Below are 16,647 nucleotides of genomic sequence, written 5' to 3' on the forward strand. Positions count from 1 at the left end.
CTGCTGGCCTCGGCCACCGCGTCAGCAGAAGCCCCTGCGGCCCCGACCGCCGCCGGGGGCGCAACCGAATCAACCACTGACCCCTCATAGGAAGGCTGACCATTGGCGAACTTCACCGCTGCCGACGTCAAGCGGCTTCGGGAGCTCACCGGTGCCGGCATGCTCGACTGCAAGAATGCGCTGGCCGAAACCGACGGCGACTTCGACAAGGCCGTCGAGGCGCTGCGGATCAAGGGCGCCAAGGATGTTGGCAAGCGCGCCGAGCGGGCTACTGCCGAGGGCTTGGTCGCGGCCAAGGACGGCGCGTTGATTGAGCTGAACAGCGAGACCGACTTCGTCGCGAAGAACGCCGAGTTCCAAAAGCTCGCCGACGAGATCGTCGCGGCGGCCGCCAAGTCCAAGGCCGCCGACGTCGAAGCGCTCAAGGCTGCCAAGGCGGGCGACACCACCGTCGAAGAAGCTATTGCGGCGCTGTCGGCCAAGATCGGCGAGAAGCTCGAACTGCGCCGGGTCGCGTACTTCGACGGCACGGTCGAGACCTACCTGCACAAGCGCGCGGCCGACCTGCCCCCGGGCGTCGGAGTGCTGGTCGAGTACACGGGCTCCGATGCCGAAGCGGCGCATGCCGTTGCGCTGCAGATCGCCGCACTCAAGGCGCGGTATTTGACCCGCGACGACGTGCCCGACGACGTGGTAGCCAGCGAACGACGTATCGCCGAGGAGACCTCCCGTGCGGAGGGCAAGCCCGAACAAGCGCTGCCCAAGATCGTCGAGGGCCGGCTGAACGGGTTCTTCAAGGATGTCGTGTTGCTCGAGCAGCCGTCGGTGTCTGACAACAAGAAGACGGTCAAGGCGCTGCTCGACGAGGCCGGTGTCACTGTCACACGGTTCGTCCGGTTCGAGGTCGGCCAGCAGTAGCATCAGCCGGATGCGACACGTACACGCGTTCGGTGATGACGCCCTGGGTGACCTTGATGCGGTCGGTCTGACCGACGCCCTCAAGTCCGGTCGGATAGGCCGGGCTGAGGTCGTCGAGGCGGCGATCGCGCGCACCGAGGCCCTCAATGCCGCCCTGAACGGCTTGGCGTATCAAACATTCGACCGAGCCCGCGCCGAAGCGGGTGCGCCTGCTAAGGACGGTTTTTTCAGCGGCGTACCGACCTTCATCAAGGACAACGTCGACGTCGCCGGGCTGCCGACGATGATGGGTACCGACGCGTGGACACCGCGGCCCGCCGACCTCGACGGCGAGTTCGCGCAGATGTATCTGGCAACGGGGATCACCCCGCTGGGCAAAACCCAGATGTCGGAGTATGGGTTCAGCGCGTCCGCCGAACACCCGCGACTCGGACCGGTCCGCAATCCGTGGAACACCGACCACACTGCAGGCGCCTCGTCGTCGGGTTCCGGCGCCTTTGTCGCGGCCGGGGCGGTACCGATCGCACACGCCAACGACGGCGGTGGTTCAATTCGAATCCCCGCGTCCTGCAACGGACTTGTGGGATTGAAGCCGTCGCGCGGCCGGCTGCCGCTGGATAAGGCAGTCAGCCGAATGCCGATTCGCCTCGTCGCCAATGGCGTGGTCACCCGATCGGTGCGCGACACCGCGGCCTTTTTCCGGGAAGCCGAACGCATCTGGCCCGTCCCGAACCTGCCGCCGATCGGGGATGTGCAGCATCCCGGCAAGCAGCGGCTGAGGATCGCGGTCATCACCCGCTCGCTCCTGCGCGAGTGCAGCGCCGAAGTCCGCGAGCTCACGCTGAAAACCGCGGGGTTGCTCGAAGAGCTCGGCCACCGTGTCGACCACGTCGAAAAGCCGCCGGTGCCAACCAGCTTCGCCTCCGATTTCCTGCTGTACTGGGGCCTGCTCGCCTTCGGCCAGATCCGTCTCAGCCGCGGCGCGGCCGGCTTCGACCGCAATCGGCTGGACAACCTGACCCTCGGCCTGGATCGGCTCGCTCGCCGCAACATGCACCGCCTGCCGCTGGCGCTCATGCGTCTGCGCGGAGCGCGTCGGCACACGGCGCGCTTCGCCCGAACGTATGACGCGGTGTTGACCCCGACGCTGGCCGACGAGACGCCGCCGATCGGTTACCTCGACCCCACCGCCGACTACCAGCAGATCATCGACCGGCTGGAGAACTGGGTCGCGTTCACGCCGCTGCACAACGTCACAGGGGAGCCGGCGATCTCGTTGCCGCTGGGTGAATCCGCCAACGGGTTGCCGGTGGGCATGATGGTCTCAGCGGACGTAGGAGCCGAAGTCCGGCTGCTGGAGCTGGCCTACGAACTGGAAGAGGCCCGGCCGTGGGCCCGCATTCAGGATGCTGACGTTCGGTGACGATGCAGGCCGGGACTGGCCTGTTGTGGGGGCACCTCCCGCTTGCGGGGGAGAACCGGACCATAAGCCTCAGGACCCCAGCGCCGCCAACATCCGCTTGAACTCTCGCTGCTCGGCTGCAGACAGCTTGGCGAGCACACGGGCGTCGGCCTCCCGCACGGCAGCCTCAGCACGCTTCAGCAGCGTCCGGCCTGTCGCGGTCAGCGAGGCCGGCAGCGCGCGACCCGATGCCACCGACGCCGGCCTGCTCACCGCTTGGGCATTTTCCAACCTGTGCAACACCGTGTTCATCGCCTGCGGTGAGACGTTGCCTTCCCGGGACAGTTCAGCGCTGGACATCCCCGGACTGATGGAAAGCATTCGCATACAGACGAATTCGGGCAACGTCAGACCGAGCGGGCTCAGCACCGCAGCCACTTCTGGTCGCAGCGCGGCGACCACCTGATATAGCAGATATCCCAGAGGTGCGTCGTTTGCGGTGCTCATGTCAACCATCTTGACATATATCAGGCCGGTTGATATACATCGGATATGACTGAAACGCAGAAGTTCGATTTCGATTTCGATCCGGCCTACCGCGGGGAAGCCGCCCCGTTCGGGGCTGGTGTCCGGCCGCCGTGGAGTCTGGGTGAGCCGCAACCGGAGCTGGCGGCACTGATCGACGAGGGCAAGATCAAGGGTGACGTGCTTGATGCCGGCTGCGGCGAGGCGGCGCTGTCACTGCATCTGGCGGCGTTGGGGCACAACACCGTCGGGTTGGATGCCTCACCCACCGCTATCGAGTTGGCCAGGGCCGAGGCGCAAAAGCGTGGCTTGACCAACGCTTCGTTCGAGGTGGCCGACATCACCGACTTCAGTAGCTGGCCGACCGGTTCCGAAGGCCGGTTCGACACGATCGTCGACAGCACGCTGTTCCACTCGATGCCGGTCGAGCTGCGCGATGGCTACCAGCAATCCATCGTTCGCGCCGCCGCACCAGGCGCGTCCTACTTCGTGCTGGTCTTCGACCGATCCGGAATACCCGAAGGCCCGCCCAACGCGGTCACCGAAGATGAGCTTCGTGATGTCGTGTCGCGATACTGGGTCATCGACGAGATCCGGCCGGCCAGGATTCACGCCAACTTCCCCGACGGGGATCATCCCGAGTCTCCCTTTGTGAATGTCCGTGATGAGGGCAGCGGGCGCAAGTCAGCACCGGCCTGGCTCTTGTCAGCGCACCGGGGCTGACGCCGCGAAAGTCGTTACAGCCGAAGAAGTTGGCTGAACTCCTCCAGATGCGCCCGGACCTCCAGCGGTCCGGCGTAGATGGCCGCGGCGCCGGCGTGCTCCAGAGCCTCCCGCCCGATCCCGCCGGTGAGCACCGCCGCGGTGGGCACACCGGCGCGCCGGCCCGCGTGCACATCCCAGACAGTGTCGCCGAGCATGAGCGCTTCTGCTGGGTCGGCTTCGATGCGTTGTAGCGCGCTGGCGACGATGTCCGGATGCGGTTTCGCGCGCTCGGCGTCGGCCGCCGATGTCACCGCGCAGATCAGGTCTTCCGCGTCGAGCGCGGCGCGCAATACGCCGAGCTCCTCTTCTCCGGCCGAGGTGGCGAGTACCGATCGCCAGCCCAGTTCCGCGATCGCCTCGAGCAACTCCCGCGCGCCGGGAAGCGGGCGCAACGCCGGCGCGGCGTCGACGAAGTAGCGGGTGTGCAGCTTTTCGACGTGTGAGCTGTGTGCGTCGGCCAGTTCATCGCCGAGCAGAATGCGGACGAGTTCTGAACCTGATCGGCCGATCAGCCCGAGGATCCGCCAGCATGGCACCTCCTTGTCGACGTCGAGAAACGCGCGGTGCCACGCCACCACGTGGTGGAAGTTGGAGTCGACCAACGTGCCGTCGACATCAAACAGGACAGCAGGTTTGCCGGCGTACGCGAAACCGCGCGGGGCTTCGACACGGGCGGGTTGCACCATCGAGATAGACCTTTCGGTTGAGCCAGGGCAGCCGGTGGGTACCCCGCAAACGACGAAATCACGCAACGGCCCTGCAGCCATTCGGGGCCAGCGGGGATTGTTCTACGCCGAACCGGGTAACCAGCGGTGCGATGGACAACGTGAGGAAAATGACTGGCGGCATGGCCGAGCGGGCACGACAGGAGGCCGACGCCTATCGCGGCGACGACCCGCGACCGTTACGCGGTTATGTCGGGGTGCTCGGCGTCTACAGCAGCGTTGTGCTGCTGACTGCGCTCATCGCGGCGGTTACCGGGCGCAAGCTGCCCGAGCGGTGGCACCCGCAGGACCTCGTCACGGTGACGCTGGGTTCCCACAAGCTATCCCGCGTCTTGACCAAGGACGCGGTTACCAGCCCGATCAGGGCACCATTTACTCGTTACGCAGGCACCGGCGGCCCCGCCGAAGTGCACGAGGAAACCCGGCACTCCAGCCAGCTTCGGCACAGTTTGGGCGAGCTGCTCACATGCCCGTTCTGCCTGGACATGTGGGTGGCCACTGTGTTCGTCATCGGGTTGATATTCGCACCCAGGTTGACCCGTTTGATCGCAGGCAGTTTCACCGCGCTGGCCGGTGCTGACTTCCTGCAGCTCGCCTACGCGATGGCGCAGCAAGCAGCCGAGGGTTGACGACACCAGGATCGAGGGGTTAGCGATGCCGAAAACAACCAAGGGCGGCCAGCCCAAGAAGGACGAGTTGCCCAGCACACTGAAACGGTCCAACGCCAAAGCGCAACGCACGTTTAGCAAAGCGCACGATGCTGCCGCCGACGAGTACGGCAGCGAACAGCGCGCCCACCGTGTCGCCTACGCGGCGCTCAAGCACAGCTTCGAAAAGGTTGGCGACCGGTGGTTACCCAAGAAGAAGAAGGGCCCGTCAGACAAGCGCGCCGAGCGCGGGGGTCTCAACAACCCGATCCCCTCTGAGGAGGGGGTAGACGCCAACGCCAGCAAGAAACATCTGCTCGATGTTGCCCGCCGACTCGACATCCCTGGACGGTCGACGATGGACAAGTCCGAATTGGTCGACGCGATCAAGAAGCACAACCGCAAAGTCCGCGGCCGGTAAAGCGCCGCAACGGATTGGAGCACTTAGATGGCAGAAGGGGTTCGCAATGACAGCTAAAGACTCAGATGCAAAGCAACAGCAACTCGAGGGTTATCGCGTCGACCGCGCAGCCGAATATCTGACGACGCAGCAGGGTGTTCGGGTCGACCACACCGACGACTCGTTGAGCGTGGGCGAACGCGGGCCCACGCTGCTGGAGGATTTTCACGCGCGCGAGAAGATCACCCACTTCGACCATGAGCGGATCCCGGAAAGGGTGGTACACGCCCGGGGCGCCGGAGCATACGGATACTTCGAACCCTATGACGACTCATTGTCCGACTACACCGTCGCGAAATTCCTGACCACGCCCGGTAAGCAGACACCGGTGTTCGTGCGGTTCTCCACCGTCGCAGGCTCGCGCGGGTCGGCCGACACCGTTCGCGATGTCCGGGGCTTTGCGACCAAGTTCTATACCGACCAGGGCAACTACGATCTTGTCGGCAACAACTTTCCGGTCTTCTTCATCCAGGACGGCATCAAGTTCCCGGATTTCGTGCATGCGGTTAAACCCGAACCGCACAACGAAATTCCGCAGGCGCAATCAGCGCATGACACGTTGTGGGACTTCGTATCGCTGCAGCCGGAAACCCTGCACACGATCATGTGGCTGATGTCGGATCGCGCGCTGCCGCGCAGCTACCGAATGATGGAGGGCTTCGGCGTGCATACGTTCCGCTTCGTCAACGCAAAGGGCGAGGGCACGTTCGTGAAGTTCCACTGGAAGCCACGGCTCGGAGTGCACTCGTTGGTGTGGGACGAATGCCAGAAAGTCGCTGGCAAAGACCCCGACTTCAACCGGCGCGACCTGTGGGATTGCATCGAGGCCGGCCAGTATCCCGAATGGGAACTCGGCGTGCAGCTGGTACCGGAGAGCGACGAGTTCAAGTTTGCGTTCGATCTACTCGACGCCACGAAAATCATTCCGGAGGAGCAGGTTCCAGTCCGTCGGGTGGGCAAGATGGTGCTCAATCGCAACCCGGATAACTTCTTCGCCGAAACCGAACAGGTGGCCTTCCACACCGCCAACGTGGTGCCGGGCATCGACTTCACCAACGACCCGCTGCTGCAGTTCCGTAATTTCTCCTACCTCGACACCCAGCTGATCCGCTTGGGCGGGCCCAACTTTGCCCAGTTGCCGGTAAACCGGCCAGTCGCCGACGTTCACACCAACCAGCACGACGGCTACAGCCAAACGGCTATTCCCAAGGGTCAAACCAGCTACTACAAGAATTCGTTGGGCGGGGGCTGCCCCGCGCTGGCCGACGAGGACGTCTTCCGGCACTACACCCAAAAGGTGGATGGCCAAAAGATCCGGCAACGGGCCGAGAGCTTCAAGGACTACTACAGCCAGGCGCGGATGTTTTGGAAGAGCATGTCCCCGGTCGAAGCCAAACACATTGTGGCCGCCTACGCTTTCGAGCTTGGCCACGTGGAGACGGTGGAAATCCGCTCCCGCGTTGTCGATCAACTGAACCTGATTGACCACGACCTGGCGAAGCAGGTCGCTGCAGAGCTTGGCCTGCCCGAGCCCGAGGAGCAGGCCGTCGACGACAAGCTACCGGCCTCACCCGCGCTCTCGCAGCTGAACACGGCCACCGACAGCATCGAAAGCCGCAAGATCGCGGTGCTGGCCGCCGACGGCGTGGATGTGCGCGGCACCGAGCGATTTGTCGAGGCTATGCGCGAACGTGGCGCGATAGCCGAGATATTGGCGCCCACCGCGGGCGGGACACTGTCCGGCGGGTCGGGTGGCGAGATTGCGGTAGACCGGTCCTTCACCAGTGTTGCATCTGTTCTGTACGACGCCGTGGTTGTGCCATGCGGACCGAAGGCGATGGAGACGCTCGAAAACGACGGGTACGCGTTGCATTTCGTCACCGAGGCCTACAAGCACCTCAAAGCGGTGGCGGCGTTCGGCGCGGGGATCGACCTGCTTCGCAAAGCCGGGGTCGAGGAGCCACTGGCCGATGGCGAGGAAGTTGTGGCCCATGGTGGTGTCGTGTCGACGACAGCGGCCCAGGACGATCTCGCGGAGCAATTCTTTGAGGAGTTCGCGGCCGCCGTGGCCAAGCATCGGGCCTGGGACCGTGAAACGGATTCCGTTCCGGCGTGACCGGACATTGTTGTGGCCGTTTACTTGTCGCAGAATATTCTGCGCGCCGACGGCCCGGTTGGGCTCCCAACCAGCAGCAAATGCCGTTTCTGTAAATCACCTGTGAAATGGTCGGCCCCTCGTTTTCGCAGGTAGCGGCGCCGCTGATCGTTGCATTTGTGGACCGCGGTGTTTGAGCACGGCATAGACGGGTATGGCAAACGGTGTCCGGTGCCCGCCAGCAATTGATAAATGGCGGGAGCCGCTCGCAGAAGAAACGAACGACACGGAAAGAGAGGAGTTAGCGTGAAGTTCAGCTCGACCACAGTAAAGACGGCTATCGGAGCCGCCGGAATAGCGACGGCGGGAGTTTTCACCGCGGCGGCAGCCGCTGCCGCTCCGCCTACCATCCAAGGGTTCGGCACCAGCGAGCAGCTCATGGACGGTCCGATGACCACCGCCTACACCGTGAGCAACTTGCAGCCGTCTAACGCCACGATCCCCGGCTATACGCCTAAAGGGCATCTCTACCAGGCGAATATCACCGCCCAGTCGAATGCCGGGACCGTCACGCCGCTGATCTCTGACTTCAGCGCGCGCGCTACCAATGGCCCCGCGGCCAATGTGCCTCCGGGCGCCCCGCCCGTGGGTAACGGCACTGCAGGCAACGGCGCGACGTACCGCGTGATCGACACGGCCCAGGTTCCGAACGGGATCAACCCGGCGCCGATCACTCAGGGTAACCAGTCAAGCGGCACACTGTACTTCGACGTCACGGGCCCTCCGCCCAACGAGGTCGTTTACAACGACGGAGCGCAGGACGTCCTTGTTTGGACCAACAACACCTAACGCCCACGTTCAATAGGCATTAGGCAAATTGTCGACCTCCCCGCGTCGTTGACGCGGGGAGGCCGCATTTTCGAATCCGCGACGCGCGGTTATCGATTGGAGCCAATATGAGTTCTACCGACCACAGATCTGCCGATGTGCGCCAGCAGGCACAAGACCACGCCGAGAAGGCACGCGCCGCGATGGAGGACAAGCGCGACGGCCAAGATGGCGGCCTGAGCGGCTGGGTGGCCGAGCGCGCCGGCGAATGGGATCTCAGCGGTCCAGATGAAAATGCAATGCAGCGCCAGAAGTTCTTCTGGAATGTGCTGGTGGACTATTGGTTTCGGATGGAAATCGACGGCTGGGAAAACATCGGAGACCCGCCCGCATTGCTCATCGGCATCCACTCTGGCGCGCCGTTTGTGTGGGATGCCTGGACTGTCGGTGTGCAATGGTGGCGACGGTTCGGCCAGGAGCGGACCCTGCACGGCACTGCCCACGATGTGCTGATGGCTATTCCGGGGTTCGGCCGATACTTCCGCTCGATGGGTGTGTTACCCGCCGCGCCGGATGCCATTGCGACGGCGTTGGCCGAAGGACGCGATGTTGCGCTGTGGCCTGGCGGCGAGGTGGATTCGCTGCGACCATGGATCGAGCGCGACCAGGCAAATCTAGCTGGGCGAAAAGGTTTCGTGAAGATGGCGATTCGCGCTGGGGTGCCGATTGTGCCGATCGCGACGGTGGGGGGCGCCGATGCGATGCCGGTGCTGATTCGCGGTGATCGGCTCTCACGGGCTTTGCAGCTCGACCGGCTGTTGCGGCTCAAGGTGTTTCCGCTCGCCGTCTCGCTGCCCTGGGGGATCGCACCCGCTGCACTACCGCAGCTGCCGCTGCCGGCAAAGATCAGGACACGGTTTATGCCCCCCGTCGAACTCGATCACGACCCGGCGCGCGCCGATGACGATGACTACATCGAGCGTAAGTATCACGAGGTCGAGGACAGCATTCAACGCGGAATGAATGCCCTTGCCCGCAAGCGGGCATTGCCATTATTTGGGTGAAAGCCGTTGTCGGGAAAGCTTTTAGCTGAAGGTAAACGACGGGCCCGGTCCGCTCGACCGGGCCCGTCATAGTGCCAGCTGCTAGTGCTGGTGGGATTGCTGCTTCTTTTCTGCGGCGTCGGCGCTGCCGCGCGCCGCTTCTGCTTCTGCTTCCCGCTTGGCGGCGTCGCGCTGAGCTTCGGCCTTGTCCTGCTGGGCCTTGCCCTCGCGGGCAAGGTCGTCTTGACCGAGTATGCTTCCGGCCGCTTCCTTGGCCTTACCCTTCACGCCTTCGACGACGCCGCGCACGCCTTCTTCGGGTCCACTCTTCTTGTCGTCCGACATGGAGTTCCTCCTCGTTGGCTCGTCTTACCGAGCTATCTTGTTCAGCCCGGCCGATCTTCTAGACCGGTTCTGCGGCACGCAACCGTCATTGGCTCTACCGTGCCGCGTCCCGGCGGATTCCCATCCCTCCGCACACTCAAACCTCGTTGCCGGCCTGATGATCCGCGGCTGAGCGCGGTGCACGCCTAACCGCTGGTAAAAGGGATGAGGTCAAACCTTGTGACGGCGGACACGGCCCGCACATACCAACCTCGGCGCTTCGAAACGCGCGGTTTCCGATACTCGGTGGTCGGGTATGCGAAAAAACGATGACAGCATCATTGTGGCTGGCCGACAGAAACGGACAGCATCAAGAAGCAAGCTTGGGTCAACCGTCCGCCGATGTAGTGGTCGTCGGTGCGGGCATCGCCGGTCTGGTGACAGCAGTCTTGCTGGCCAGGGCCGGTAAGGACGTGTTAGTGCTGGAGGCCCGCAGTGCCGGCGCGGTGACCACAGGTAATACCACCGGCAAAATCAGCTTGTTGCAAGGCACCACGTTGTCCAAGATCGTGGCCCGTCACGGCGCGGACCTTGCTCGCGACTACGTAAAAGGAAATCGCGAGGGCCAGGATTGGCTGCTGCGGTACTGCGAAGCAAACAATATTTCGCTGCAGCACGAAGACGCCTACACCTATGCGCAGTCAGCGTCGGAAGTGCCGTCAGCGCGCGCCGAGCTGGCAGCTTGCCAACTTGCGGGCCTCGACGCCGATTGGGAAGACGACGCCGGTGTTCCGTTTCCGTACCACGGCGGTGTGCGTCTAGCTGATCAAGCTCAGTTCGATCCAATGCCTCTGCTAGATAGCCTGATTGGAGAACTCACCGATCGCGGAGGCCGGATCGCAGAGGGTGCCCGGGTGCGTTCGGTGTCGCAGCATCGCGACCGGGTGCAACTGCAGGTGCACACCGGCGAGGGCGACGTGGACGTCGACGCCGGGCAATGCGTACTTGCTACCGGCATCCCGATTCTGGATCGGGGCGGGTTTTTCGCGAGAGTCAAACCCAACCGGTCTTATTGCTTTGCATTCGACGTTCCGGGCGAAATCACCCGGCCGATGTTCATCTCCGCCGGTTCGCCGACCAGGTCGGTACGCTACGCCCCGGTTGACGGCGGCGAGCGTCTCGTCGTGGCGGGTGCCGGGCATACGGTCGGCCGCAAGAGTCCCACTGCCGAGTTGGACGAGTTGTCGTCGTGGGCGCAGAAGCACTTTCCGGGTGGCGTGATGACGCACCAGTGGTCGGCGCAGGACTACACGCCGATCGACCGGCTACCTTATGTCGGTCCGATCTTGCCTGGCAGTGAAAAAATCTTTGTTGCAACGGGTTTCAATAAGTGGGGTCTCACCGCGGGGGTAGCCGCAGGACTCATCATCAGTAGCCGGATTCTGGGCGGGCGAATGGACTGGGCGCGCGCGTTCGCCGCATGGAGCCCGCACGAGGTAACCGGCATCACTACGGCAATGCAAGCCAATCTTGAAGTCGGGTTCCACATGACCAAAGGGTGGCTGATGCCGATCGCGCGGTTACGCAGCTCTGTCCCCAGCGAAGGCGGCGTGGTCACTGGACCGCCCTGGCATTTGCAGGCGCGCTGCGCGGTTGACGGTGTGCAACAGCAGGTTTCGCCGGTGTGCCCGCATTTGGGCGGCATCGTGAACTGGAATGAGGCCACCAAGTCCTGGGAGTGCCCGTTGCACGGATCGCGCTTCGCACCAGACGGGACCCTGCTGGAGGGGCCCGCCACTCGCGGCCTCACCGCATCCTCGGGACACAGCAGCTAGGCGGACTGATCCCACGACCCGGGTGGTCGCTCCACCGAGCGATTCGACCTATTGACGCAACCGTCAGCAAGGGATCAGCCGCTCAGCATGCGCAGGGCAATCCCGTTGACTCTTAGGACGCGCAGCCTGGCCATAAGGCAGGATGGACCCTGCTGTTTGGGATCATGCGAGGAGTCTGATGACGGAGCAGGAGTCGACGAGCCCCAACGGCGCTGAAGCATTTCCGCCGGACGAGGCTTACGCCGCCGGCACACAAGCCAGTCGGCCCAAATACACCCGAGTACTGCTCAAACTTGGCGGCGAGATGTTCGGCGGCGGGCAGGTCGGGCTGGATCCCGATGTGGTCGCGCTGGTAGCACGCCAAATCGCCGAGGTGGTTCGTACCGGTGTTCAGGTTGCTGTCGTGATCGGCGGCGGCAACTTCTTCCGCGGTGCGCAGCTTCAGCAGCGCGGCATGGAGCGCACACGCTCGGACTATATGGGAATGCTCGGCACTGTCATGAATAGCCTTGCGTTGCAAGACTTTTTAGAAAAGGAAGGCATCGTCACGCGGGTCCAGACCGCGATCACGATGGGCCAGGTCGCCGAGCCCTACATTCCGCTGCGAGCGCGGCGCCACCTGGAAAAGGGTCGTGTGGTGATTTTCGGTGCCGGTATGGGGCTGCCGTATTTCTCGACCGACACCACCGCCGCGCAGCGGGCATTGGAGATCGGCGCCGACGTGGTCTTGATGGCCAAGGCGGTCGATGGCGTCTTCGCTGAGGATCCGCGAGTGAACCCCCGGGCGGAATTGCTCACCGCGATCACGCACCGGGAAGTTATCGACCGAGGCCTGCGGGTGGCCGATGCCACCGCCTTCAGTTTGTGCATGGACAATGGCATGCCGATTCTGGTGTTCAACCTGCTCACCGACGGCAATATTGCTCGCGCGGTTGCGGGTGAGAAGATCGGAACGCTGGTCACCACCTGACAGGAGCGGGCGCAAACATGCGCGCCGTCGACGATGCAGAGCGCAGCGATGAGAAGGAGCGGCGCAAAAATGATTGACGAGACCCTCTTCGATGCCGAGGAGAAGATGGAGAAAGCGGTGTCGGTGAGTCGTGACGACTTGTCGACCATCCGGACCGGCCGCGCCAACCCCGGCATGTTCTCCCGCATCGTTATCGACTACTACGGCTCGGCGACCCCGATCACCCAACTTGCCAGCATCAATGTTCCCGAAGCGCGTTTAGTGGTCATCAAGCCCTACGAGGCCAGCCAGCTCGGACCCATCGAGACCGCGATTCGCAACTCCGACCTGGGCCTGAATCCGACCAACGACGGCACGCTGATCCGGGTCGCGGTGCCCCAGCTGACCGAGGAACGCCGTCGCGAACTCGTCAAGCAAGCCAAGGCCAAGGGCGAAGACGCCAGGGTCTCGGTGCGCAACATCCGCCGCAAGGCGATGGAGGAATTGCATCGCATCAAAAAGGAGGGCGAGGCCGGCGAGGACGAGGTCGCTCGCGCGGAGAAGGACCTGGACAAGACCACACATCAGTACGTGACCCAGATTGATGAGCTGGTCAAGCACAAAGAAGGCGAGCTGCTGGAGGTCTAACGGCCCTCAGCTAACGACGGCCGTGGCAGAAACGGATACCGGCGCAGACACCCCGGCTGAGGGTTGGGTGCAGCCGCCCTCGAAAAGGGAGCAGAAGAAGCCGAAGAAGTCTCGGGCTGGCCGAAACCTGCCGGCTGCGATCGCCGTCGGCGGGGCTATCGGCCTCACAATCATCGCGATCTTGATATTCGACCGATACCTGTGGGTCCCACTGGTCGCCGCCGCCATTGCGATGGCGACCTATGAGGTGGTGCGGCGGCTGCGTGAGGCCGGTTACGTCATACCGGTCATTCCGTTGCTGATCGGCGGACAAGCCATGGTGTGGTTGACCTGGCCGTTTCACGCGGCCGGCGCGCTGGCCGGATTCGGCGCCACGGCCGTGGTGTGCATGTTCTGGCGGCTGGTGCGCACCGGCTCGCCCGCGTCGGATGGCTCCGCCAGCGCCGAGTCGTCGCCGAACTTCCTGAGGGATGTGGCGGCCACTGTCTTCTTGGCCGCCTGGGTGCCGTTGTTCGCGTCGTTCAGCGTGCTCCTGGTCTATCCCTACGACGGATCGGGTCGGGTGTTTTGCCTGATGATCGGGGTGGTCGCTTCGGACGTTGGCGGCTACGCGGTGGGCGTGCTGTTCGGCAAGCATCCGATGGTGCCGTCGATCAGCCCGAAAAAGTCCTGGGAGGGACTGGCCGGTTCGCTGTTGCTCGGGGTCACCGCGACCGCGCTGACGGCGATCCTGCTGGCGCACAAACCCATCTGGGTCGGGGTGTTGCTGGGCTTCACGCTGGTGGCCACCGCCACCCTCGGCGACTTGGTGGAATCGCAAATCAAGCGTGAGTTGGGCATCAAGGACATGGGCCGGATTCTGCCCGGCCACGGCGGCCTGATGGACCGACTGGACGGAGCCTTGCCGTCGGCGGTTGTGACCTGGATCGTCTTGACGCTGGTGCCCTGACCGCCTGCCAGTCCGCTGAGGGCCGATACTGGTCTCAGATGAAGCAAGATTTGGTATTCGAGGCACCGCGCCGGGGGTTGCCGCCGCGGCACCTGGCCGACCTCGACGAGGCCGAGCGCGTCGACGCCGTCGCGGCACTGGGCCTGCCGCCGTTTCGCGCCAAACAACTCGCCCACCAGTACTACGGTCGGCTGATCTCCGACCCCCAGCAGATGACCGATCTGCCGGCCGTGGTCCGCGGTCAGGTCGCCGAGGCTCTTTTCCCGAATCTGCTGACTGCCACCCGGGAAATCGCTTGCGACGCAGGCCAAACCCGAAAGACGTTGTGGCGTGCGGCCGATGGCAGCACCTTCGAGTCGGTGCTGATGCGTTACCCGCAGCGCAACACCGTCTGCATTTCGTCGCAGGCCGGCTGCGGGATGGCGTGCCCGTTTTGCGCTACCGGTCAGGGCGGTTTGACGCGAAACTTGTCGACCGCCGAGATCGTGGAACAAGTACGTGCGGCGGCCGTGGCAGCGCGTGACGACTGGGGTGACCGGTTGTCGAATGTGGTGTTCATGGGAATGGGGGAGCCGCTGGCCAACTACGCCAGGGTGCTCGGCGCGGTTCGCGGCATCACCACAGGCTCCCCGCAGGGGTTCGGCATTTCGGCGCGATCGGTGACCGTGTCGACCGTCGGATTGGCCCCGGCGATCCGCAAACTTGCCGACGAGCGGCTCGGGGTGACGTTAGCGCTGTCGCTGCACGCCCCGGACGACGAGTTGCGCGACACGCTGGTGCCGGTCAACAACCGGTGGAAGATCGGCGAAGCGCTCGATGCGGCCCGCTATTACGCCGACGTGACGGGCCGGCGAGTTTCGATCGAATACGCGCTGATTCGGGACGTCAACGACCAGCCGTGGCGCGCAGACTTGCTGGGCAAGCGGTTGCATCGAGTTCTGGGTCCGCTGGTGCACGTGAACCTCATCCCGCTGAACCCGACGCCCGGCAGCGATTGGGACGCCAGCCCGAAGCCCGCGCAGCGCGAGTTCGTCCGGCGCATCCGCGCCGCCGGGGTGCCGTGCACGGTGCGAGACACCCGCGGTCGTGAGATCGCCGCCGCGTGTGGCCAGCTTGCCGCCAACGGCTGAGCGCACCCGCGTGAACCGGACGATGGGCGCGCACGTCTCCACTGTGTAGGTCAGCAAAGGAGACGAGCGCATATGAGAGTCCAACGCCTGCTGGGAAGATTGGCGGTTGGCGTGGCCGTAACCGCCTTACTTTTCGGGCTGAGCAGTGCGCCCCGGGCGCAAGCGGCCGATGATCGCTTGCAGTTCGACGGGACCACGCTGTCCGGTGCGCCCTTCAACGGTGCAGGCCTACTGGGAAAGCGCGCAGTGCTGTGGTTTTGGACACCGTGGTGTCCATTCTGCAACGGCGAAGCGCCTGGTCTAAGCCAAGTGGCCGCCGCCAATCCGGGCGTCACCTTCGTCGGCGTCGCGGCTCACTCCGAGGCTTCGGCGATGCAGAACTTTGTCTCGAAGTACCACCTGAACTTCACCAACCTCAATGACGCCGATGGCTCGATCTGGGCCCGCTACAACGTGCCCTGGCAGCCGGCGTGGGTGTTCTACAACTCCGACGGAACCTCCGCGTTTGTCAACAACCCCACCGCGGCGATGTCGCAGCAGGAGTTGGCCGACCGGGTGACGGCGCTGAAGTAGCTCATTCGTGGAGCCATTCGTGGACCAAGGCCTCGTCAGCTTGGCGTTCGCTGCCGGATTGGTCGCGGCACTGAATCCCTGCGGGTTTGCCATGCTGCCCGCCTACCTCGTTCTGGTGGTACGCGGGGAGGGCGACAATGGCCCGGGATTGGCCGCGGTCGGCCGGGCCCTGGCGGCCACCGGTGGGATGGGCCTGGGGTTTTTGACGGTGTTCGGGCTGTTCGGAGCGCTCACCATATCGGCGGGCACCACCGTGCAGCGGTACCTGCCCTATCTGGTCGTGGTGATCGCCATTGTGCTTGTCGCCCTGGGTATTTGGCTTCTGCGTGGTCGAGAGCTGACGGTATTGTCCCCCCGGTATCCGGGCGGCCGGTGGGCTCCGACTACTCGACTTGGGTCCATGTATGGCTACGGCGTGAGCTACGCGATCGCCTCGCTGTCATGCACGGTGGGCCCGTTTCTGGCGGTCACGGCTGCCGGCTTGCGCCGGGGCTCGCTGATCGGGAGCGCGTCGATCTATCTCGGCTATATTGCCGGTCTCACCCTGGTCATCGGTGTACTGGCGGTTGCCGCAGCGCTCGCGAGTTCGGCGGTGGTGAATCGGTTGCGGCGAATCTTGCCGTACGTCAATCGGATCAGCGGGGTGGTGCTGGTCGTTGTTGGGCTCTATGTGGGCTACTACGGCCTCTACGAGATCCGGCTGCAGAACGCCGACGGCCTGACGTCCGATACGTTCCTCGCAGCGATCGGCCGCATACAGGGCGCGGCTGCGGGGTGGGTGCATCAGCACGGCGCATGGCCGTGGGTGCTGGCGTTCGCAGTGCTGGTGGC

18 protein-coding genes are annotated in these 16,647 nt (G+C 64.2%); 15 read left to right on the forward strand and 3 right to left on the reverse strand.

Going from position 1 to position 16,647, the window contains the following annotated elements; all coding sequences use genetic code 11:
* The first annotated feature begins 102 nt into the window (after window positions 1-102).
* On the forward strand, window positions 103-918 hold the full coding sequence (gene tsf / locus WBF82_RS21400; RefSeq protein ID WP_424384933.1) for a translation elongation factor Ts: 816 nt from the start codon (window positions 103-105) through the stop codon (window positions 916-918).
* 10 nt (window positions 919-928) lie between these two features.
* Window positions 929-2,341, forward strand: a complete 1,413-nt coding sequence (locus WBF82_RS21405) for an amidase (protein WP_424384934.1) — start codon at window positions 929-931, stop codon at window positions 2,339-2,341.
* Window positions 2,342-2,410: 69 nt separating this feature from the next.
* Here the strand turns inward: WBF82_RS21405 and WBF82_RS21410 are convergent, their stop codons facing one another.
* Window positions 2,411-2,827, reverse strand: a complete 417-nt coding sequence (locus tag WBF82_RS21410; protein ID WP_424384935.1) for a MarR family winged helix-turn-helix transcriptional regulator — start codon at window positions 2,825-2,827, stop codon at window positions 2,411-2,413.
* A 45-nt stretch (window positions 2,828-2,872) separates the two neighbouring features.
* On the opposite strand from WBF82_RS21410, the gene WBF82_RS21415 reads away from it, so the two are divergent.
* Entirely contained in the window at window positions 2,873-3,568 is a 696-nt protein-coding gene (locus tag WBF82_RS21415; RefSeq protein WP_424384936.1) for a class I SAM-dependent methyltransferase, read from the forward strand.
* Window positions 3,569-3,582: 14 nt separating this feature from the next.
* Here the strand turns inward: WBF82_RS21415 and WBF82_RS21420 are convergent, their stop codons facing one another.
* Complete coding sequence (locus WBF82_RS21420) at window positions 3,583-4,296, reverse strand: HAD family hydrolase (protein ID WP_424384937.1); 714 nt, start codon at window positions 4,294-4,296, stop codon at window positions 3,583-3,585.
* A 131-nt stretch (window positions 4,297-4,427) separates the two neighbouring features.
* Between WBF82_RS21420 and WBF82_RS21425 the strand changes: the two genes are divergently transcribed.
* The 5 genes from WBF82_RS21425 (at window position 4,428) to WBF82_RS21445 (ending at window position 9,429) form a co-directional block, all read left to right on the forward strand.
* Complete coding sequence (locus WBF82_RS21425) at window positions 4,428-4,964, forward strand: DUF1360 domain-containing protein (protein ID WP_424384938.1); 537 nt, start codon at window positions 4,428-4,430, stop codon at window positions 4,962-4,964.
* A gap of 25 nt (window positions 4,965-4,989) precedes the next feature.
* Window positions 4,990-5,403 carry a ChaB family protein gene (locus WBF82_RS21430; RefSeq protein WP_424384939.1) on the forward strand — a complete coding sequence of 138 codons (414 nt, stop codon included), beginning with the start codon at window positions 4,990-4,992 and terminating at the stop codon, window positions 5,401-5,403.
* 46 nt (window positions 5,404-5,449) lie between these two features.
* A complete protein-coding gene (locus WBF82_RS21435; RefSeq protein ID WP_424384940.1) occupies window positions 5,450-7,558 on the forward strand; it encodes a catalase in 2,109 nt (702 codons plus the stop codon).
* A gap of 285 nt (window positions 7,559-7,843) precedes the next feature.
* Window positions 7,844-8,386, forward strand: coding sequence for an MPT63 family protein (locus WBF82_RS21440; protein ID WP_424384941.1), 543 nt, complete (start codon window positions 7,844-7,846; stop codon window positions 8,384-8,386).
* A gap of 107 nt (window positions 8,387-8,493) precedes the next feature.
* On the forward strand, window positions 8,494-9,429 hold the full coding sequence (locus WBF82_RS21445; protein WP_424384942.1) for a lysophospholipid acyltransferase family protein: 936 nt from the start codon (window positions 8,494-8,496) through the stop codon (window positions 9,427-9,429).
* Window positions 9,430-9,510: 81 nt separating this feature from the next.
* Here WBF82_RS21445 and WBF82_RS21450 read toward each other — a convergent pair whose 3' ends face one another.
* Window positions 9,511-9,753: a CsbD family protein gene (locus tag WBF82_RS21450; RefSeq protein ID WP_424384943.1), complete on the reverse strand. Its 243-nt coding sequence runs from the start codon at window positions 9,751-9,753 to the stop codon at window positions 9,511-9,513.
* A gap of 308 nt (window positions 9,754-10,061) precedes the next feature.
* Here WBF82_RS21450 and WBF82_RS21455 point away from each other — a divergent pair, with 308 nt between their 5' ends.
* The 7 genes from WBF82_RS21455 to WBF82_RS21485 form a co-directional block, all read left to right on the forward strand.
* Window positions 10,062-11,567 (forward strand): FAD-dependent oxidoreductase, encoded by a 1,506-nt coding sequence (locus WBF82_RS21455; protein ID WP_424384944.1) that lies wholly within the window; start codon window positions 10,062-10,064, stop codon window positions 11,565-11,567.
* A 178-nt stretch (window positions 11,568-11,745) separates the two neighbouring features.
* Window positions 11,746-12,537, forward strand: coding sequence for a UMP kinase (gene pyrH, locus WBF82_RS21460; protein WP_424384945.1), 792 nt, complete (start codon window positions 11,746-11,748; stop codon window positions 12,535-12,537).
* 69 nt (window positions 12,538-12,606) lie between these two features.
* Window positions 12,607-13,164, forward strand: coding sequence for a ribosome recycling factor (gene frr / locus WBF82_RS21465; RefSeq protein ID WP_424384946.1), 558 nt, complete (start codon window positions 12,607-12,609; stop codon window positions 13,162-13,164).
* 22 nt (window positions 13,165-13,186) lie between these two features.
* Complete coding sequence (locus tag WBF82_RS21470) at window positions 13,187-14,113, forward strand: phosphatidate cytidylyltransferase (RefSeq protein WP_424384947.1); 927 nt, start codon at window positions 13,187-13,189, stop codon at window positions 14,111-14,113.
* Between the two features lie 38 nt (window positions 14,114-14,151).
* The gene (rlmN, locus tag WBF82_RS21475) at window positions 14,152-15,243 is read left to right on the forward strand and encodes a 23S rRNA (adenine(2503)-C(2))-methyltransferase RlmN (protein ID WP_424384948.1); all 1,092 of its coding nucleotides are present in this window, start codon (window positions 14,152-14,154) and stop codon (window positions 15,241-15,243) included.
* A gap of 72 nt (window positions 15,244-15,315) precedes the next feature.
* The gene (locus tag WBF82_RS21480) at window positions 15,316-15,816 is read left to right on the forward strand and encodes a redoxin domain-containing protein (RefSeq protein ID WP_424384949.1); all 501 of its coding nucleotides are present in this window, start codon (window positions 15,316-15,318) and stop codon (window positions 15,814-15,816) included.
* Window positions 15,817-15,835: 19 nt separating this feature from the next.
* Window positions 15,836-16,647, forward strand: an 812-nt coding sequence (locus tag WBF82_RS21485; RefSeq protein ID WP_424384950.1) for a cytochrome c biogenesis CcdA family protein, incomplete at its 3' end; no start/stop codon positions are given.

This window comes from Mycobacterium sp., assembly GCF_049673265.1.
GTDB lineage: Bacteria > Actinomycetota > Actinomycetes > Mycobacteriales > Mycobacteriaceae > Mycobacterium.